Annotated in this window: 15 protein-coding genes; 6 read left to right on the forward strand and 9 right to left on the reverse strand. The window is 67.8% G+C overall.

Features of this window, described 5'->3' with window-relative positions:
- The first annotated feature begins 45 nt into the window (after positions 1 to 45).
- The 6 genes from kdpC to mdoH all read left to right on the forward strand — a co-directional run bounded on the left by kdpC (position 46) and on the right by mdoH (position 7,758).
- Positions 46 to 621 carry a potassium-transporting ATPase subunit KdpC gene (gene kdpC / locus O6W96_RS12585; RefSeq protein WP_353469861.1) on the forward strand — a complete coding sequence of 192 codons (576 nt, stop codon included), beginning with the start codon at positions 46 to 48 and terminating at the stop codon, positions 619 to 621.
- A complete protein-coding gene (locus tag O6W96_RS12590) occupies positions 618 to 3,278 on the forward strand; it encodes a sensor histidine kinase KdpD (RefSeq protein ID WP_353469862.1) in 2,661 nt (886 codons plus the stop codon). Before kdpC ends, O6W96_RS12590 begins: the two co-directional genes overlap by 4 nt.
- Positions 3,275 to 3,964 (forward strand): response regulator transcription factor, encoded by a 690-nt coding sequence (locus O6W96_RS12595; protein WP_353469863.1) that lies wholly within the window; start codon positions 3,275 to 3,277, stop codon positions 3,962 to 3,964. Before O6W96_RS12590 ends, O6W96_RS12595 begins: the two co-directional genes overlap by 4 nt.
- A 156-nt stretch (positions 3,965 to 4,120) precedes the next feature.
- On the forward strand, positions 4,121 to 4,366 hold the full coding sequence (locus O6W96_RS12600; protein WP_353469864.1) for a hypothetical protein: 246 nt from the start codon (positions 4,121 to 4,123) through the stop codon (positions 4,364 to 4,366).
- 90 nt (positions 4,367 to 4,456) lie between these two features.
- Positions 4,457 to 5,950: a glucan biosynthesis protein gene (locus O6W96_RS12605; RefSeq protein WP_353469865.1), complete on the forward strand. Its 1,494-nt coding sequence runs from the start codon at positions 4,457 to 4,459 to the stop codon at positions 5,948 to 5,950.
- Positions 5,950 to 7,758 carry a glucans biosynthesis glucosyltransferase MdoH gene (mdoH, locus tag O6W96_RS12610; protein ID WP_353469866.1) on the forward strand — a complete coding sequence of 603 codons (1,809 nt, stop codon included), beginning with the start codon at positions 5,950 to 5,952 and terminating at the stop codon, positions 7,756 to 7,758. The genes O6W96_RS12605 and mdoH overlap by 1 nt, the downstream gene beginning before the upstream one ends.
- 139 nt (positions 7,759 to 7,897) lie before the next feature.
- On the opposite strand, the gene O6W96_RS12615 is transcribed toward mdoH, so the two are convergent.
- The 9 genes from O6W96_RS12615 to O6W96_RS12655 all read right to left on the reverse strand — a co-directional run bounded on the left by O6W96_RS12615 (position 7,898) and on the right by O6W96_RS12655 (position 18,351).
- Positions 7,898 to 9,397 carry a DHA2 family efflux MFS transporter permease subunit gene (locus tag O6W96_RS12615; RefSeq protein ID WP_353469867.1) on the reverse strand — a complete coding sequence of 500 codons (1,500 nt, stop codon included), beginning with the start codon at positions 9,395 to 9,397 and terminating at the stop codon, positions 7,898 to 7,900.
- The gene (locus tag O6W96_RS12620; protein WP_353469981.1) at positions 9,394 to 10,800 is read right to left on the reverse strand and encodes a TolC family protein; all 1,407 of its coding nucleotides are present in this window, start codon (positions 10,798 to 10,800) and stop codon (positions 9,394 to 9,396) included. Before O6W96_RS12620 ends, O6W96_RS12615 begins: the two co-directional genes overlap by 4 nt.
- Positions 10,801 to 10,931: 131 nt before the next feature.
- Positions 10,932 to 11,831, reverse strand: coding sequence for an efflux RND transporter periplasmic adaptor subunit (locus O6W96_RS12625; protein ID WP_353469868.1), 900 nt, complete (start codon positions 11,829 to 11,831; stop codon positions 10,932 to 10,934).
- Positions 11,828 to 12,034 (reverse strand): DUF1656 domain-containing protein, encoded by a 207-nt coding sequence (locus O6W96_RS12630; protein ID WP_353469869.1) that lies wholly within the window; start codon positions 12,032 to 12,034, stop codon positions 11,828 to 11,830. The genes O6W96_RS12625 and O6W96_RS12630 overlap by 4 nt, the downstream gene beginning before the upstream one ends.
- Positions 12,031 to 14,088: an FUSC family protein gene (locus tag O6W96_RS12635; RefSeq protein WP_353469870.1), complete on the reverse strand. Its 2,058-nt coding sequence runs from the start codon at positions 14,086 to 14,088 to the stop codon at positions 12,031 to 12,033. Before O6W96_RS12635 ends, O6W96_RS12630 begins: the two co-directional genes overlap by 4 nt.
- Positions 14,085 to 14,537 (reverse strand): MarR family winged helix-turn-helix transcriptional regulator, encoded by a 453-nt coding sequence (locus O6W96_RS12640; RefSeq protein ID WP_353469871.1) that lies wholly within the window; start codon positions 14,535 to 14,537, stop codon positions 14,085 to 14,087. Before O6W96_RS12640 ends, O6W96_RS12635 begins: the two co-directional genes overlap by 4 nt.
- Positions 14,538 to 14,715: 178 nt before the next feature.
- Positions 14,716 to 15,375 (reverse strand): dTMP kinase, encoded by a 660-nt coding sequence (locus O6W96_RS12645; protein WP_353469872.1) that lies wholly within the window; start codon positions 15,373 to 15,375, stop codon positions 14,716 to 14,718.
- 38 nt (positions 15,376 to 15,413) lie between these two features.
- Positions 15,414 to 17,903, reverse strand: coding sequence for a bifunctional lysylphosphatidylglycerol flippase/synthetase MprF (gene mprF / locus O6W96_RS12650; protein WP_353469873.1), 2,490 nt, complete (start codon positions 17,901 to 17,903; stop codon positions 15,414 to 15,416).
- 61 nt (positions 17,904 to 17,964) lie between these two features.
- A complete protein-coding gene (locus O6W96_RS12655) occupies positions 17,965 to 18,351 on the reverse strand; it encodes a DUF2147 domain-containing protein (RefSeq protein ID WP_353469874.1) in 387 nt (128 codons plus the stop codon).
- Positions 18,352 to 18,357: the final 6 nt, after the last annotated feature.

The raw sequence follows: 18,357 nt of genomic DNA on the forward strand, positions 1-18,357 counted from the left end.
GGGGGTGACGGCGGAAGCGGGCATTACGGCAGAAGGAAGCAAACAATGACCTCCGATTTCACCTCCGCCCTCCGCCCGGCGTTCGTCATGACGATCCTGTTCGCGCTGTTGCTCGGGATCGTCTATCCCCTCGCGATGACCGGGATCGGACAGGCCATCTTCCCCAGCCAAGCCAACGGCAGCCTCGTCATGGCCAACGGCAAGGCGATCGGCTCGACCGTCGTCGGCCAGGCCTTCACCACCGATCGCTATTTCCAGACGCGCCCCTCCGCCGCCGGCAAGGGCTATGACGGCCTGGCCTCGTCGGGCTCGAACTACGGCCCGACCAGCCAGGCGTTGGTCGATCGCACCAAGGCCGATGTCGCCAAGCGCCGCGCAGAAGGCGTGACTGGACCGCTCCCGGCGGACCTCGCCACAGCATCGGGTTCGGGCCTCGACCCCGATCTGTCGCCAGCCTCGGCCTATGCCCAGGTCGCCCGCGTGGCGCGTACCCGCGGCCTCCCCGCCGACAAGGTCCGCGCACTGGTCACCGCCAACGTCGATGGGCCGCTGCTCGGCATCCTCGGCGAGCCACGCGTCAACGTCTTCGCTCTCAACCGCGCCCTCGACGCAACGCGTTGAGCGACGATACGCGACCGTCACCCGAGGCCCTCCTGCGACAGGCGTCGCAGGAGGGTTGCGGCCGTCTGAAGATCTTCCTCGGCGCCGCCCCCGGTGTCGGCAAGACGTACGAGATGCTTTCGGAAGGCGCTGAACGGCGCCGCGCGGGTGTCGACGTCGTCATCGGCGTAGTCGAGACGCACGGCCGCGTCGAAACCGAAGCGCTCACCAGAGGCCACGAGATCGTCGCGCGCAAAGCGATTCCCTACGAAGGCCGCACGCTCGACGAGATGGACCTCGACGCAATCCTCGAACGCGCGCCCACGCTCGTCCTCGTCGACGAACTCGCCCACACCAACGCGCCCGGTAGCCGCCACCCGAAACGCTATCAGGACGTCGAGGAACTGCTCGCCGCGGGGATCGACGTCTATTCGACGATCAACATCCAGCACATCGAGAGCCTCAACGACGTCGTCGCCTCGTTCACGCGCGTCCGCGTCCGCGAGACCGTCCCCGACAGCATCGTCGAGGCCGCCGAGATCGAAGTCGTCGACATCCCGCCCGACGAACTGATCGAACGGCTGAAGGCGGGCAAGGTCTACCTCCCCCACGAAGCCACGCGCGCGCTCGCGCACTTCTTCTCCAAGTCCAACCTGTCTGCCTTACGCGAGCTCGCGCTCCGCCGTGCCGCGCAAGCCGTCGATGCGCAGATGCTCGAACACGTCCGCGCATTGGGCGTCGGCGGCACCTGGGCGGGCGGCGAGCGGATCGTCGTCGCGATCAGCGAACTGCCCGGCGCACTCGGCCTCGTCCGCGCCACCAAGCGGATCGCCGACGCGATGCACGCGCCGTGGATCGCGGTATATATCGAGACACCCCGCGCGCAGACCTTCGACGAGCCCGAGCACCGGCAGCTTGCCGCAGTCTTCAACCTGGCGACCCAACTTGGTGGCGACGTCGCGACCGTCCCCGCGACGTCGGTGGTCGACGGCCTGAAGACCTTCACGGCCGAGGCGCGCGCGACGCAGCTGGTCGTCGGCAAGTCTACCCGCTCGCGCTGGTTCGAACTGCGCCACGGCTCGGTCGTCGACCAGATGGTCCGCGAGTCGCCGGGGATCGCCGTCCACGTCCTGCCGATGGGGGCGGGCACTGCGCCCCGCGGTACGCGCGTGCGAACCGGTGGATGGGGCAGCAAGGCGGGGTACGCCTGGACGACCGCGATGGTCGCGGGCGTCACCGGCGTGGCGAGCGCGCTGTTCCATATCCTCAACCTCGGCAACGTCGCGCTGCTATACCTGCTCCCGGTGATGGCCGCGGCGAGCCTGTTCGGGCTGCGCACCGGGCTGTTCGCAGGCGTGGTCTCGTCGATCGCGTATAATTTCTTCTTCCTGCCGCCGACCGGCACGCTGACGATCAACAATCCCGAGAACGTGATTTCGATCCTCGTGCTGCTCGGCATCGCGTTCGTGACGAGCCAGCTCACGTCGCGAGTCCGCGCGCAGGCCGACATCGCCGCCGCCAGCGCGCGCACCAACGCCGCACTTGCCGGATTCCTGCGGCAACTGACCTCGCTCAACGACCCGGTCGCGCTCGCCCGCGCGATCTGCGAGGAAATCGGGAGGCTGTTCGGCGTGCGCGCCGTGATCCTCGTCGCGGAGGACCCCGGTTTAGCGGTGCAGGCTGCGAACAGCGTGGACTACCGGCTCGAGACGATGGAGATGGCGGCCGCGCAATGGGCCTACGACACCGGCGCGCCCGCGGGCCGCGGGTCGAGTACGCTGGCGGCCTCGGAGTGGTTCTTCCAGCCGTTGCGCTCGGGCGAGCGGACGCTGGCGGTGCTTGGGCTGGCTCGGGAAGCGGGGGGCGATCCGGTACGATCGGACCAGTTGCCGTTGCTGATGAGCCTGGTCGATCAGGCGTCGCTGGTGCTCGAACGCGCGCGGCTGGAGGTCGAGATGCGCGATGTCGATGCAGTGCGCGAACGCGATCGGTTGCGGCAGGCGTTGCTGTCGTCGGTCAGCCACGACCTGCGCACGCCGCTGACCTCGGTGATGGCGGCGGCGGCGGAACTGCACCGCGGCGTTACCCCGGAACTGATCGACACGATCGAGACCGAGGCGGCGCGACTCAACCGGTTCGTTGGCAACCTGCTCGACATGGCCCGCGTCGAAGCGGGCGCGCTCCGGTTGCGGCTCGAACCGACCGACCTCACCGACGCGGTCGCGGGCGCGGTTCACGACACGAAGCGTGTGCTCGAGGGTCATGCGATCGAACTCGACGTCGCGCCCAACCTGCCGCTGGTCCGCGTCGATCCGCAACTGCTCCACCATTGTCTGCTCAACCTGCTCGACAATGCCGGGCGCTATGCCGATCCGGGGACGCCGATCGTGGTGCGTGCGGAGCACCGGTTCGGGCTGCTCCGGCTGTCTGTGATCGACCAGGGGCCCGGTCTGCCCCCCGGCCGCGAGAAGGAGGTGTTCGAGACGTTCCGCCGCCTCGAAGGCTCCGATCGCGCGATCGGCGGTACCGGGCTCGGGCTTGCGATCGTCAAGGCGTTCGCTGAAGCGATGGGCATGACCATCGAAGCCAGCAACCGCGAAGACCTGACCGGCGCGCAGTTCAGTTTGTGCTTTCCCGTGGCCCTGCTTGTCCGCGACACCGATGGAGCGAATCTATGAGCGGACAGACGGTCCTGATCGTCGATGACGAACTGCATATCAGACGGTTGTTGAAGAACACGCTGGAGCGCGCGGGGTACGACGTCGAGGAGGCGGTCGACGCGCGCGAGGCGTTGCGGATCGCGCGGAGTCGGCCGTTGACCGCAGTGCTTCTTGACCTGGGGTTGCCCGACCGCGATGGGCTGGAACTGGTGCCGCTGTTGAAGAAGCTCGGCGATCCGATCATCCTCGTAGTTTCAGCTCGCGAGGCGACCGACCAGAAGGTGGCGGCGCTCGATCTGGGGGCTGAGGATTACGTGACCAAGCCGTTCGATACCGAAGAGCTGCTTGCGCGGTTGCGGGTCGCCTTGCGCGGTCGTGGGGAGGCGACGTCTCGGCCGACGGTCCTGCGTGCGCACGGGGTCGAGATCGATTTCGAGCACCGCCTCGTCCGGCGCGGCAACGAGGAAGCGCATCTGACGCGGAAGGAGTTCGACGTGCTGTCGGCGCTGGCGGCGCATCCGGGGCGGGTGGTAACGCATCAGCGAATCCTGGAGGCAGCGTGGCCGACCGATCACGACCGGCGGATCGAATATCTCCGCATTGTGGTGCGCAATCTTCGTCAGAAGCTGGAAGGGACGGGGGGAGTCGGCCCGGTCATCGCGAACGAACTCGGCATCGGATACCGGCTGCTGGTCGACGCCTGAACCGAGAAGATGGTGTGTTCCCCGCAACAGGTCGCCCCTGCCGCGCGAGGTCCCGGCTTTCGACGGGATGACGGGGTTGCGCACTATGTGAACACTATGGCTCCCCCCGTTATCGATCTCGAACGCATAGGCCGCAGGCGATAGCTGACGTGTCGCATGACCGACGCTCGCCGACTCCGCACCGATCTCAGCCTCCGCGCCAGTGGTGTCCTGTCGCTCGCAATTGCCGTCACCGCGGTCCACACGCTCGCTCGTCTCCACCCGGCAGCCGGCCCGCTTGCGTTCCTGCTCGCCACGATCGGCTTCCTCTGCGCCAGCGCCGGCGCGATGCTATTGGTCGTCGGCGGCCATATCCACGACCCGGTCAGGATCAGTGTCCGCTGGCAACGCGCTGCGCGATAGGGCGCGCCCGCTGCGGGACCTGTCGACGCGCGCGCGCGACGTCACTATGCTACCGCACTGCAGCATGATGACGACAAGGGAGCGCTCTGCATGATCGGTCGACGCGAAGTATTAACCGCGCTGGGTCTGTTGGGTGTCCTCCCGCAGGCCGCCGCAGCAATGCGTTCGGTGCCCGGCAAGGCCGAGCCGTTCTCATGGGATGCGCTCCAGCAGCGCGCCGCGACGCTCGCCACCAAGCCATACGCCGCTCCCGCCAAGGTCGCAGCCGCCGCCGCGATCGATTACGACAAGGTCGGCAGCATCCGCTTCCGCGCGGACAAGACGCTGGCGGGTGGCATCCGCCTCTTCCCGCTCGGCCGCTATGCGCCGATGCCGGTCGCGATCAACGTCGTCGAGAACGGTCAGGCGCGTCGCATCGAGTTTTCGCGCGACCTGTTCGAGGCCGAAGAAGGTCATGCCGCCGCGCTGGGCATCGCTGGGTTCCGCGCAATGGCGCCGGGTGGGACTAGCGACTGGATGGCGTTCCAGGGCGCATCCTATTTCCGCACCGCCGGCGCGCAGGATCAATATGGCCTGTCCGCGCGCGGTCTCGCGATCAACACGGGGTTGCCCGGTCGCGAGGAATTCCCTGACTTCACCGAATTCTGGATCGAGCGGACCGGCGCGGACGCGTACACGATCTACGCGCTGATGGCTGGCGCGAGCGTCACCGGCGCGTACCGCATCCAGTCGCGGCACGTCGCCGGCGCGGGAGTCGAGCAGCAGGTTTCGTCCGTGCTCAACGTGCGCCGTGACATCGAACGGCTCGGCATCGCGCCGGCGACCAGCATGTTCTGGTACGGCGAAGGCAACCGCGCCGCCGCGGTCGACTGGCGTCCCGAGATCCACGATTCGGACGGCCTGGCGCTCCTCACCGGCGCCGGCGAACGCATCTGGCGGCCGCTCAACAATCCGCCGCATGATACGCTGGACAGTTTCGCGGACCAGGCACCCAAGGGCTTCGGGCTGATCCAGCGCGATCGCAATTTCGATCATTATCAAGATGACGGTGCGTTCTACGATCGCCGACCGAACCTGTGGGTTCAGCCGCAGGGCGATTGGGGCAAGGGCGCAGTGATGCTCTATGCGTTCCCCACGAACAGTGAGACGGTCGACAATGTCGTCTCGTTCTGGACCCCGGCAGCGCCTGCGAAGGCGGGGCAGCGGTTGCAGTTCGATTACTCGCTGTCGTGGAAATCGACCGATCCGACCGCGGTCGCCGCGACAGCGCACGTCGTCGATTGCTGGCAGGGCGTCGCCGGCCGACCGGGCGCCGAGCCGGTGAAGGGCGCGCGAAAGCTCGTGGTCGATTTCATCGGCGACGGTCTCGCCGGTCTCGACCGGCAGAGCGGCGTGACCGCCAAGATCGACGTCGTCCGCGGCAAGGTGCTCGCCAACGCGGCCTATCCCGTCGTCGGCCAGAAGAACCGCTGGCGCGTCACCGCAGACGTGGCCCCCGATGCGCAAGGGCGCGCCGACGTCAGGCTGTTCCTCACGCGCGGCGGTCGCGCACTTAGCGAAACCGTCCTGACCCCGATATTCTGATGCCCGCGCTTCCCGCAATGATGCCGGGCGAAACGCCGATCGAGATGCCCCCGCAGCGTTTCGACGGGCCGCCGCCGCCCTGGTCCGCGCCCGAGCCCGGCCCCGGCATGGTCGTGTCGTCCGACGACATGCTCGCGCGTCGCATCCTCCTCGTGCTGATGACCGGTCTGCTCGCAACCGCGGCGTCGTCGGCGGTGCAAGAATCGCTGCTCGCCGACGGACTGAGCTTTTGGGACGCGGCGTTGCTCGCGCTGTTCTTCCCGCTGTTCGCGTGGATCGCGTTCGGATTCATGAACGCTGCGATCGGCTTCGTGCTGTTGATGACCGGGGGGCATCCGGGGTTCGTCCCGACGCCGCGCCAGTCCGAACCGCTCGAGGGCCGCACCGCGATCCTGATGCCGGTCCACAACGAGGATATCGATGCGGTGTTCGAGCGGATCGCGTGGATGGCGCGCGCGATCGCGGCCGGAGGCGTCGCCGACCGGTTCGACATCTTCATCCTGAGCGACTCCGGCGAAGCGGCCGAGGCGGCCGAGATTGCCGCATGGGAGCGCCTCGCGCCGACGCTCGACTGCGCGCTCTATTACCGTCGCCGTACCGTGAACGTGGGGCGCAAACCCGGCAACGTCGCCGAGTGGATCCGGCGGTTCGGTGGCGGTTACCGCTACATGCTGATGCTCGACGCGGACAGCCTGATGGGCGGCAACACGATCATCGGCATGGCGCAGGTGCTCGAACGTCGCCCTGCGGTGGCGCTGCTTCAGACCGTACCGGCGGTGATCAACGGCGTGACGTTCTTCCAGCGCTGGATGCAGTTCGCCAGCCGGTTGTACGGTCCGATTTCCACCGCCGGGCTGGTCTGGTGGTCGGGATCGGAGGCAACGTTCTGGGGGCATAATGCGCTGATCCGGATCGAGGCGTTTGCGTCGAGTTGCGGGCTCCCCGATCTCCCCGGGCGTGCGCCGTTCGGCGGCGTCATCATGAGCCACGACATGGTCGAGGCGGCGCTGCTGCGGCGGCGCGGCTGGCGCGTGCACATGTTGATGACCGAGGAGACGTTCGAAGAATATCCGCCGACGCTGATCGACGCGGCGGTGCGCGACCGGCGCTGGGCGCAGGGCAATATCCAGCATCTCAGCCTGCTGACGTCGTCGGGGTTCCAATGGGTCAGCCGGCTGCAATTGCTGATGGGCGCGTCGGCGTTCATCACCTCGCCGGTGTGGCTGCTGATGATCGCGACGAGCGTGGTGCAAGCGCTGCTCGGCGAGCGCAACATCGTCGAGGCGCAGACCTCGCTCCAGGTGTTGGCGGTGACGCTGCTGTTGCTGTTCGGGCCGAAGCTGCTGAGCGTGATCTGGGCGATCTCGAATGCGGAGCGGCGTGCGGGGTTTGGCGGGCGGCGCGGGATTGTGCGGTCGGTACTGATCGACGTGCCGTTCTCAATGCTGTCGGCGCCGGTGATCGCACTGACGCAGACGATGGATCTGGGGGGGATATTAATGGGGCGCAAGTCCGGCTGGGCGCCGCAGAACCGCGATGCGCACGAATTATCGCTGGCGGATGTGATGCCGCGCTATCGCTGGCATGTCGGGGTGGGTGTGGTGCTGTTGCTGATCACGCCGTTCGCGCCGATCACTGCGGCGTGGCTCGCGCCGGTGACGTTGGGGCTGTTGCTCAGCCCGTTCCTGACGATGCTGACGGCGAGCGAGAAGGCGGGGAAGTGGGCGCTGTCGCATGGCATGTTCGTGGAGCCCGGCGAGCATGTGTCGGTATTGTCGCGGCCGTCGTTGCCTGCACCGCACGCGTAACGCCGAGTCCTCTCCCCCCTCCCTGAAAGGGAGGGGCCGGGGGTGGGTCGGCTTCCGCATATCACCTAGCGGTATCGACACAAGCTGGCCGACCCACCCCCAACCCCTCCCTTCCAGGGATGGGAGCAGGTCACCTCACTTACGCGCGGTGTCCGCTCAGTTCTGAACCCGCATCCACCGCGAACCGGCGGTTCCAGATCGTCGCCGACGCCGACACTGCGGTCACCACCAGGAACGCCAGCGTGAAGTCCGTCAGCGCCGGCCTAGTCGCGCCGGTCCCCAGCATCCCGACATGCAGCGACGCCGCGCCGACGCAGATGCCGAGCGACAGCATCAGCTGCTGGAACGTCGCGTAGAAGCTGGTCGCGCTGCTCATTCGCGACGAGGGGATCTCGTCATACGCGATCGTGTTATACGCCGAGAACTGGAAGGACATGAAGAAGCCTGACACCAACAATACCGCAAAGATCGCCGGGATGGGCCAGTCGGGGCGGAAGAAGCCGGCGACCGCATAGCCCGAACTCGCGCACAGTCCGCCGACGATCAGGCTGTTGCGGAACCCGAAGCGCCTGAGCACGCGCGGTGCGAGGCTCTTCATCATCAGCGAGCCGATCGCGCCGGCGATCGTGATCGCGCCGCTCGCCGCCGCGGTCATCCCGAACCCAAGCTGGAGCATCATCGGCAACAGGAACGGCTGCGCGCCCTGCGTGATGCGAGTCAGCGATCCGCCGATCACCGACAGGCGGAAGGTCGGGATGCGCATTAGCGAGAGGTCGAGGATCGGATCGCTGCGGTGTTTCGCGTGACGGATATACGCGACGCCGGCGATCAGTCCGACGACGATCAGCACGATGGCCCGCGACAATTCGCCGGTGCGGCTGGTCATCTCGAACCCGAACAACAGAAAGCCGAGCGACACGCCCGACAGGATGAAGCCGGGCCCGTCGAAGCGCGCCGGTTTGTCCTCGCGCACCTCGCCGATGAAACGCGTTACCAGCACCACGCCGAGCAGACCGATCGGCACGTTGAGGTAGAAGATCCAGCGCCAGTCGAGATACGTCACGATCGCGCCGCCGACCGGTGGCCCCAGGATCGGGCCGATCAATGCGGGCATGATCAGCCACGCCATCGCCTGGACCATGTCCTCCTTGGCAACGCTGCGGAGCAGGACGAGGCGGCCGATCGGGATCATCATCGCGCCGCCGAGCCCTTGCAGGAAGCGCGCAAACATCATGAAGGGCAGGCTGGTCGCCTGGCCGCACAGCATCGACCCGCCGACGAAAATGAGGATCGCCGCGCGGAAGATCGTCCGCGATCCGAACCGGTCCGCGAGGCGCCCGCTCGCGGGGATGAAGATCGCGAGCGCCAGCAGGTAGGAGGTCAACGCCGAACTCATGCTGGTCGCGGGTACGCCGAAATCGCGCGCCATCGTCGGCAGCGCGGTCGCGAGCACGGTCGAGTCCATCTGCTCCATGAACAGCGCGCAGGCGATGATCAGCGCGGTGACGCGGTAGTTGCTCGGCGTGTGCGGCAACGCGTCGGGGTCCTTAGCGACGCGCGCGATGGTGTCGGCAGCGGGCATGATGCCGTCGCGGATTTCGCTGTTGATCGAGGCGAGCCCGCGCCGTCGGAGTCTCATGCCTGCCACCCCCCGCCGAGCGCCTTGAAGACGTCGACCTGGCGATCGACCAGCAGCGCGTCGGATGCCGCGAGATTCGCCTGCGCGGTGGTCAGCGCGGCCTGCGCGGTCAGCAGCGACAGGAAGTCGGTGCGGCCGAACCGGTAGAGCGTGCCGGCCTGGTCCGCGGCGCGCGCGGCACTGGACTGCGCGCGGCGCAGCGCGGCGTTGCGGTCGCCTTCGCGGGCATAGGCCGAGAGCGCGGTCTCGGTCTGGCGGAGTGCCTCGAGCGTAGTCGAATCGAACTGCGCGAGCGCCTGGTCCGCCGCGGCTCCGGCTTGGGCGATCTGCGCGCGTATGACCGGGCGGTTGGGGAAACTCCAGCTGATCAGCGGTCCGAGCCCGAGATGGAACGCGTTGGTTGAGCCTAGCGACGACACCGGCCCGGTGAACCCGGCTGAACCACCGAGGCTGACTTGGGGATAGAGGTTCGCGGTCGCGACGCCGATCCGCGCGGTGGCGGCGGCGAGCGTACGTTCCGCGCCGCGGATGTCAGGGCGGCGGCGGATCAGCGCTGCACCGTCACCGATCGGGAGCGGACGGTTGAGCGCAGGCGGCTTTGCGCAGGTGGCGACGTCCTTGGGGTAATCGGCGGGCGCGCGACCCATTAACGTCGCCAGCCGGTACAGCGCGGCGGTGCGGGTCGCGACCTGGACGGGGATCAGCGCTTCGCTCTGGTCGACTGCGGTACGGGCGCGCGTCACGTCGAACGCGGTGCCGCGGCCGCCGCGTTGCAGGCGTTGCGTCACGTTGAGAGTCTGCCGTTGTAAGGCGAGGATGCGGTTGTTGGCGGCTAGCACCGAGTTGGCGGTGCAGGCGGCGGCATAGCTCCGCGCGGTTTCGGCAGCGACCGTCACGCGGACGTTGTCGCGTGCAGCGGCGACGGCCTCGGCATCGCCTTGCGCTGCCTCGATCCCGCGGCGGATGCGGCCCGACAGGTCGAGCGGGTAGGCGAGGGTAATGCTGAGGTTGTAGTCGAGCGTGCCAGGCAGGTTGCCGCCGGTCGTGTACGGGCGGTCGAGCGAGGTGCCGCCGCCGAGGACGGTCGAAAGCGTTCGGCCGGCGGCGACTTCGGCGACAACGGCATCGGCGCGGCGCAGGTTGGCGTCGGCGGCGCGCAGGTCGGTGTTGGCGGCTAGCGCTTCGGTGACGAACGCGTCGAGGCGGGGGTCGCCGTAGAGCTGCCACCAGTGGTCGGGGAGCGGGGCGTCGACGAACGCCTTTTCGTAGCCGCTGTCGAACTGGCCCTGGGCGGAGGGGTTGTTGACGGCGGCGCGATCGGGGAGGGCGTAGTTCGGGCCGGCGGTGGTGCACGCGGCGAGGGCGAGTGCGGCGATGACCGTCGCGAGGCCACGGTGACCGATACGCGCAATGCCCCCTCTTCCGTCATCCTGACGAAAGTCAGGACCCAGATCCACGCAGGACATCGCTTGTAACCCTGGGTCCTGACTTTCGTCAGGATGGCGGTGGGGGGTGGGGCGGAGGTAGACGCGCATCATGCCGTCGTCCCCGGAGCGACCCTTGGCTCGACCGTCACCGTTGCGGTGCGGCCGACGATCAGCTGCGTCCCCTTTGGCACCTGGGTCAGCTTCACGCGGACGGGAATACGCTGGGCAAGTCGCACCCAGTTGAACGTCGGGTTCACGTTCGGCAGCAAATTCGTCGTGTTCGTCCGCTCACTGTCGTTGATCCCCGCGGCGATGCTATCGACGCGCCCGTGCAGCGCCTGCGGTTCGCCCATCAGGTGGACGATCACCGGGTCGCCGAGATGGATGCTGCCGAGCTTGGTCTCTTCGAAATAGCCCTCGACGCGGAGCGAGTCCGTATCGACCAGCGCCATCGCCTGCGCGCCGGCCGCGATATAGTCGCCGGGGTGAAGATCGAGGTTGGTGACGATCCCGTGCACCGTCGCGCGCACCGTCGTCCGGGCGAGGTTCAGCGCTGCGGTCGAGCGTGCGCTCTGCGCCTGCGCAAGCGCCGCGGATGCGGTAGCGACGCGCGCGACGTTCTGCTCGTGCGTCTCCTTCGCCACCAGATCGCCGAGGGCGAGATCGCGTTGGGCCTCGCGCTTCGCCTGCAATAGCGTGGCACGCGCGCTCGCGATCGAGGCATCCGACTGCGCCAGAGTCAGCTGGAAGCGGGGGCGATCGACCACGAACAGCACGTCGCCGGGCTTCACCGCCTGGTTGTCGTGCACCGCGACCTGCGTCACCAAACCCGCGACGTCGGGGGTCACGCGGACGATATCGGCGCGGATATGCCCGTCGCGCGTCCACGGATCGGTCTCGTACCGCTTCCACAGCCACAGCGCGACCAGCACCGCGAGCGCGACGATGATCAGCGTGACGGCCGAGCGACCCAGAGGGGCGAGCAAAGATTTCAGGCGGGTATTCATGCGGAAGGTCCGGTGAGCAGGGCGAGCAGCCCGAGGATGAGGAAGAACAGTGCGAGGTCGACGAGCGGTCGATACGTCACCAGGCGGTAGGCACCGGCGAACGCGAGCAGCCGTGTCGCGATGCCGGTGAGGATCACCGCGGCGACCGCGAGCAGCAGGATGCTCGGCAGATAGACGCCGCCGATCGAGATTTCGCCGGTCATGCGGCCACTCCGTAAGCAGGTGCCAGATAAGGGGGCGCCGACGGGAACAGGTTGCGACGCAGCGAGGTCAGCGCGAGGACGCTCGTGCGGTGGCGATCCGGCGTGGATGCGGCCATCGCCGCCATCGCGGTGTCGATCCCGGCGAGCAGATAGAGCTCGGGGGGCGCAGGCTGGTTGGGGCGCAGTGCGCGGTAATGCGCGCCGATCCCGCGGAGAACCGGTGTGATCATCGCGGCTTCGTCGATCGAGCCGTCCATCCGCAACTGCTTGAGTTCGCCGACCGCGACGCCGACACGCAGATCGGTCAGCGCGTCGAGCAGCGGCTTGCCGGGATCCTCGCCCTGCAACGCGAGCCGCGGCGCGAGCAGGCCGATGCGGTCGAGCATCGTCGCGATCCAGCCCGCGGCATCGGGGCGGCGCATCGAATCGCTGCGTGCCGCCAGTTCGCGCCAGCCTGCGCGGATCAGACGCCGCGCGCTAGTGTCCGCGCCGATCGTCTGGAACAGGCCGACCGTAACCACCGCGAACAGCGTGCCGACCAGCTGGGCGATGCCGCCATTGATGAAGCTGTTGAAATCGCTGCCGAAGCGGTCGTTGAGGCCGACCGTGTTCAGTGCGCCGAGCAGCGCGCCGAGCGTCACGAGCAGCGTCGATGGCCGCGCGAGGTACATGCCGCCGATCAGCATGGGCGGCGCAAGTACGGCTGCCAGTGTCACGAAATCGGTCACGCGCGGCAGGATCGCGAAGGCGTAGACGGCCGATATGACCAGCCCGATGATCGTACCGTAGAAGAACGCCTTGATCGCCGGCGCTGGATCGTCGCTGTTGCCGAACAGTGCGCAGCACACGCCGGCGATGAGCACCGCGCCTGCCCCGTCCGCCCAGCCGGTGCCGATCCAGAAGACGCAGCCGAGCAGGATCGTCGCGACGGTGCCGGCAGCGGCGCGGAGTGCGATACCTCGATCGCGGTGGAGCGGCCGCTTGGCGATCCGGGCGAGCAGCCGCGCGACTGCGGGTGTAACCGGCGCGCGCGATGGCGACCGCATCTGATCCCGCAGGTCGCGCGCGTTGCGGTGCGCGTCGACCAGCTCGCCGAGCCGCGCGAGCAGGCTGAGCCGCAACGCGTCGCGCCAGATCAGCGTGTCGCCCACTGCCGGCTCGAGGGCGCGCGCCCGTTCGATCAGGGCGTCCGCGGTCGGGCCGCGGTCGGCCACGGGCGGCGGATCGCGCAACCATTCACGAACGTCCTCGATCAGCGCGAGCGATTCGGGGCGGGGTGCATCGGCACCGCGTTTGAGCTCGACGATCCGGTCGTCGACCGCGCTCGCCAGCGGCAGCAGCATCGACAGTTCGGCCTGCAACGCGCGCAGGGTCCGCGTACGCGGCAGCAGGCGTGCGGTGTCGAACGGCAGGTGGATCGACAGTTGGTGAAGCTCGTTGATGTCGAGCGCGAGCCGCCGACGATCGCGGTCGAGCGCGGCATCGGACGCGCCCGCCAGCGAGTCCCGCGACCAGCGTTCGGCATCCGCCAGGATCGCGTCGATCCGCGCGAGCAGCGTCGCCGTCACGGTCTGCGGGAAGACGAATCCGTGGATCAGGCTCCCGCAGAGAATGCCGATCGTGATCTCCTGCACGCGCAATGCGGCGATCGTGAACACCGCGCCCGGCGTCGTGACCGACGGAAACCCAATGATGCTGGCCGTATAGCCCGCCAGCAGGAACAGGTACGCGCGCGGCGTCCGGTCGAGCAGCGAGATATACAGGCACAGCCCGAGCCACAGCGCGAGACCGAGCGACAGAAGCTCGGGCGCGTTGACCAGGTTCGGCACCAGCACCACCGCGGCGGCCGCGCCAAGCACAGTGCCGGCGACGCGGAACACCGCCTTCGACAGCACCGCGCCCGCCAGCGGCTGCGCGACGATGTACGACGTCGTCACCGCCCAATAGGGACGCGTGAGACCGATCCTGAGCGCGATGTAATACGCCAGGAACGCCGCGATCAGGCATTTGACCGAGAAGAGCGCTTCCTTACCGCCGAACCGGGTGAGGTTCATCGCCCGCGATCCGCGATGAAACGTGCGCCCAGCCGTTCCGCGACGCGCAGTGCGGTGGCGAGATCGTCGTTGGAGACGCCGTCGAGCATCGCCGCGCGCAACGTCGCGAATTTCGCTTCGATCGTGGTGACGAGCGCGCGGCCGTGATCGGTGAGGCGGATACGGCTGACGCGCGCGTCGGCGGGGTCGCGACGACGCTCGACCAGGCCAGCCGCGGTCATCTGGTCGATCGAGCGGACCAACGAGGCCTGCGTCACGTCGAGCTGGGCGGCAAGGTCAGTCTGGCGCACGTCGTCGCCGAGCCGCCCGACCTGGATCAGCGCCCAACCCGTCGATGCGGAGACGTTCATGTCGCGCAGAGCACGATCCGCCGCCTGTCGCCACATCTTCGCGAGCGGGAGCAGCGTGCGGGCATAGGCGGATTCGAGAATGGCACGGGGGGAAGTCATTAGCGTGCTAAGTAATGGCGTTTACTTATGCTGCAATGCGGAATCGGTTTGTGACGGAAATGTTAAGAACGGCGTCGACAATCGCATCGTCATCCTGACGAAAGTCAGGACCCAGGGTAACGGGCGATGCACTCTGTGGCTCTGGGTCCTGACTTTCGTCAGGATGACGGAATAAGGCTTACGCGAGAAGCGCGGCAATCTCCGTAGCGATCTCGGCGGGCAGGCGCGACGCGCCATCCGTGACGGTCGATACCGTCGCCCAGCGCCCGAGCAACCCGGCTTGCGCCATCGCCGCGTAATTGGTTCGAACCCGGTCCTGCAGTCCGGTATCCGCCTCGTACGCATCGAACGCCTCGTCGGTGTAGGACCGCTTCCGCTTCTTCAGGATCAGCCCGCGGGCAATGGCTGCCGGCGTATCGAGATACACCGACAGGTCGGGCTTGGGCAGCGCGAACGACCCCGTTTCCAGCTCGGCGATCCATGCCATCATCGCATCGGCCTGGTCCGCGGGAACCTGCGCCGCCTGATACGCCATGTTCGAGGCGATATAGCGATCGAACACCACGACGTCGTTCGCCGCCATCGTCGCCAGCAGGTGATCGCGCGACTCCATTCGGTCCAGCGCGTACAGCACCGCCGCCGCCTTGGGCGACGTTCCGCGCGGCAGTGTGCCGGCGAGCATCGCGCCGAGCGCCCAGCCGCCGACCGTCTCGGTATAGCGCGGGAACGACACGACGTCGGCAGTGCGGCCGGCGGCGCGCAGTTGCTCGACCACCAGAGCCGAGGCGGTGGCCTTGCCCGCGCCGTCGGCGCCTTCGATTGCGAGGAGGAAGCTCATGGCGTCTGCCCTAGCAAGGCGGGGGCCCCTAGCAAGTCTTACCGACTGACCAGAGCCTGCAAATCGATCAGTCCGCGCAGCAAGGACGTGCCGCCCGGCGAGGCGATGTAGCGTGGCGTCCAGTTCGGCCGGAATTTCTCCTTGTACGCACGCAGGCCGGCAAACCCGTAGAAGCGCTCGCCGTGGCGGAACAGGAACGCCGCCACCTTCGACCAGGTCGGCGACAGCCGCCGCGCCTCGATCCCCGACAGCGGCGCCATCCCCAGCGAGAAATGGCGGTAGCCATGCTCGTGGCCCCACAGCATCAGCCGGGTGAACAGGAAGTCCATCCCGCCCTGGGGCATGTCCTCGGCGTGACGCATCAGGTCGACCGACAGTTCCTGCCCGTTCGGCGTGCCCCAGACATTGGCGAACGCAACGATACGCCCCTCGATGCGGACCACCGCGCAGTCGAACCTGGCCATATACTTCGGCTCGAACCGGCCGACGCTGAAGCTCTTCTCGGCATGATCCTTGTCGGCCAGCCACCAGTCGGAAATCGCCTGCAATTCGGGGATGATCGCCGGCATCTCGGCGGCCGGCACGACCGCGAACTGCGCGCCCGCGCGTTCCGCGACCCGCGCCGCCTTGCGGACGCTGCGCATCTCGGGTGTCTCCAGCGTGAAGCCATCGAGCTCGACCGTCGCTTCCTCGCCATATTTGACCAGCTTCAACCCCATCTCGATCGCGATCGGTACGATGCGCAGGCCGATCTGGTACAGCAGCAGCCGTCCCTGTGCGGCGTCGGCGCGGGCGCGGATCGCCCAGAGGAGTTCCGACCACGCCTCGGCTGGGCCGACCGGGTCGCCGATCACGATCCAGCTTGCGCCCTTGACCTGGTACATCAGGAACGCGTCGCCGCTGTCCGACACCAGGAAGCGCTTGTCGCCGGTGAAGGCCAGCATCGCGTCGGTCCGGTCGGCATGCGCGAGCGCGGCGGTCGCGATGTCCTCGGGCAGCGTGTCGTGGACGACCGGCACGGGCGCCGCCGCGAACAGCCGCCAGATCGCCGCGGCGATCAGCAGCAGTCCGACCGCCAGACTCGTGCGGAGGAAGCGCGAGGCGTTGGCGTTGGTCTCGAACTCCCACCACAGATCGCTCGAATAGCCGACACGGCGATACGCGAAGAACCCGATCAGCACCGACAGACCGATCGCCGCGCCGACGCCGACCAGCCATTCGGGCGACAGCGGCTCCGCGGTCAGCCGCGTCCGCCGGTAGAACGCCGCGCGCGTCCATTGCAACGCGGCCGCGGTCAGCAGCAGGATCGTCGCCTCTTCGTAATCGAGACCCTTGGCGAGCGACAGCAATGCGCCGGCGACCAGCAACAGCCGCGCCGCCCAGAACGCGCCGTCGAGCCGCCGGTACAGCCCGAGCGCGACCAGCAACAGCATCACGCCGACCAAGCTCGCGGCGACGTGCGCCATTTCGCTGATCGGCAGTGGCAGGATCGTCGCCAACGTGTCCATCCGGCCCGGCGCGGCGGGGAGCGCCCCGGATACCAGCAGCATCGCCCCGCTCAGAAAGACCAGCACGCCGAGCAGGAGCGGTGCGAGGGGCAGCGCGATCGCCAGCGGATCGGTCCCTCGACCGCGCCACTGGCGCCCCTCGTGAAACGCCATCAGCACCGCGGCGAGGATCAGCGGCGCGACATAATAGATGATCCGGTAGGCGAGCAGGGCCGCGAGCACCGTCGCATTGTCCTGCGGCATCGTCGCGATGATCACCGCCTCGAACACGCCGAGGCCGCCGGGTACATGGCTGATCAACGCGACGACGATCGCGACCGCATAGCCGAGGAACAGCACCGGATAGAGTTCCGGCGAGGCGTTGGGCAGCAGCACGAACAGCGCCGCGCTGGCGGTGGCGAGGTCGACCGTCGAGACCAGCAGCAGCGCGAGCGCCTGGCGCCAGTTGGGCAGCGGCAGCCGCCAACCTAGCAGCCCGATCGATCCGCCTTGCCGATGGCGTAGAACGATGCCCAGCATGACGAGCGGCAGGCCGATGCCGATCGTCCGCTCCAGCAGCGGTGGCATCGTCCACGTCACGATCGGCAGCGTCCCCGGATGGATCGCCATCGACAGGCACGCGACGGTGATCACCCCCGCCCAGAATGTCACGCCCGCGATGAGGACGACGCGGGCGACGGCGGCTTCGTCGAGACCCGCGCGGCTGTAGACGCGGTAGCGCGCCGAGCCGCCGGTCAGCATCGCAAGCCCCAGATTATGACTGATCGTATAGCTGGTGAACGACGCGACGGCCGCGGTGCGCCACGGCAGCGGGTGGCCGATTACTTTCAGCGCGATCGAATCATAGAAGGTCAGCGCGATATAGCTGACGACGGTCAGCCCGATCGCTACCGACAGCTGCGACCAGCCGAGCGCGGAGAATGCCGCGCGAACCTCGGACAGGCGGATCTCGGCGGTCAGCTTGTGGATCGCTGCAAAGCCGAGCACCGCGACGACCAGTACCGCCAGTGCGATGAGCATGCCCCGGCGATGCGCGACCCAGTCGCGAATCCGGATGACCAACGGCCGGGTTGTCATTGGATCAACCGCGGTGCCAAGTCTGCGTCTTGCAGAGGAACCCGCCGATCAGGCAGCCCTTCACGTCGATCGTGTTGGTGTCGACCAGAGTCAGCGTCGATCCGAACGTACGGCCCATGTCGGGGACGAAAATCTGGCCGGACCATTTGTTGCGACCGCTCGGGCGATATTCGCGGAGCAATGCCGTACCGATGAGTTTCGCAGTGCCGCCGTCACGGGCATCGGCCTGGGCCTCGTCATTGGCGCGGATCACCCAGCCGCACAATTTATCGCCACAGGCGCCGGTCTTCACGGCGACGCTGTTCTTCGGATTGTGCCAGACGCCTTCCACGGGTGAAGCGGGGGCGGGGCTTCCCGCTACCATCGCGAGCGCCAACATTGCAGGAATCATCGGTCG

Origin of the sequence: Sphingomonas faeni (genome assembly GCF_040407495.1) — a bacterium.
Taxonomy (GTDB): domain Bacteria; phylum Pseudomonadota; class Alphaproteobacteria; order Sphingomonadales; family Sphingomonadaceae; genus Sphingomonas; species Sphingomonas faeni_D.

Bases quoted from the DNA above. Each gene is read 5' to 3' on its own strand.
- kdpC (WP_353469861.1), top strand. From the start codon at position 46: ATGACCTCCGATTTCACCTCCGCCCTCCGCCCGGCGTTCGTCATGACG.
- O6W96_RS12595 (WP_353469863.1), top strand. From the start codon at position 3,275: ATGAGCGGACAGACGGTCCTGATCGTCGATGACGAACTGCATATCAGA.
- O6W96_RS12600 (WP_353469864.1), top strand. From the start codon at position 4,121: ATGACCGACGCTCGCCGACTCCGCACCGATCTCAGCCTCCGCGCCAGT.
- O6W96_RS12605 (WP_353469865.1), top strand. From the start codon at position 4,457: ATGATCGGTCGACGCGAAGTATTAACCGCGCTGGGTCTGTTGGGTGTC.
- mdoH (WP_353469866.1), top strand. From the start codon at position 5,950: ATGCCCGCGCTTCCCGCAATGATGCCGGGCGAAACGCCGATCGAGATG.
- O6W96_RS12615 (WP_353469867.1), bottom strand. From the start codon at position 9,397: ATGAGACTCCGACGGCGCGGGCTCGCCTCGATCAACAGCGAAATCCGC.
- O6W96_RS12625 (WP_353469868.1), bottom strand. From the start codon at position 11,831: ATGAATACCCGCCTGAAATCTTTGCTCGCCCCTCTGGGTCGCTCGGCC.
- O6W96_RS12630 (WP_353469869.1), bottom strand. From the start codon at position 12,034: ATGACCGGCGAAATCTCGATCGGCGGCGTCTATCTGCCGAGCATCCTG.
- O6W96_RS12635 (WP_353469870.1), bottom strand. From the start codon at position 14,088: ATGAACCTCACCCGGTTCGGCGGTAAGGAAGCGCTCTTCTCGGTCAAA.
- O6W96_RS12640 (WP_353469871.1), bottom strand. From the start codon at position 14,537: ATGACTTCCCCCCGTGCCATTCTCGAATCCGCCTATGCCCGCACGCTG.
- O6W96_RS12645 (WP_353469872.1), bottom strand. From the start codon at position 15,375: ATGAGCTTCCTCCTCGCAATCGAAGGCGCCGACGGCGCGGGCAAGGCC.
- mprF (WP_353469873.1), bottom strand. From the start codon at position 17,903: ATGCTCATCGCACTGGCGGTACTGGTCGTCGCGGTGCTCGGCTTTGCA.
- O6W96_RS12655 (WP_353469874.1), bottom strand. From the start codon at position 18,351: ATGATTCCTGCAATGTTGGCGCTCGCGATGGTAGCGGGAAGCCCCGCC.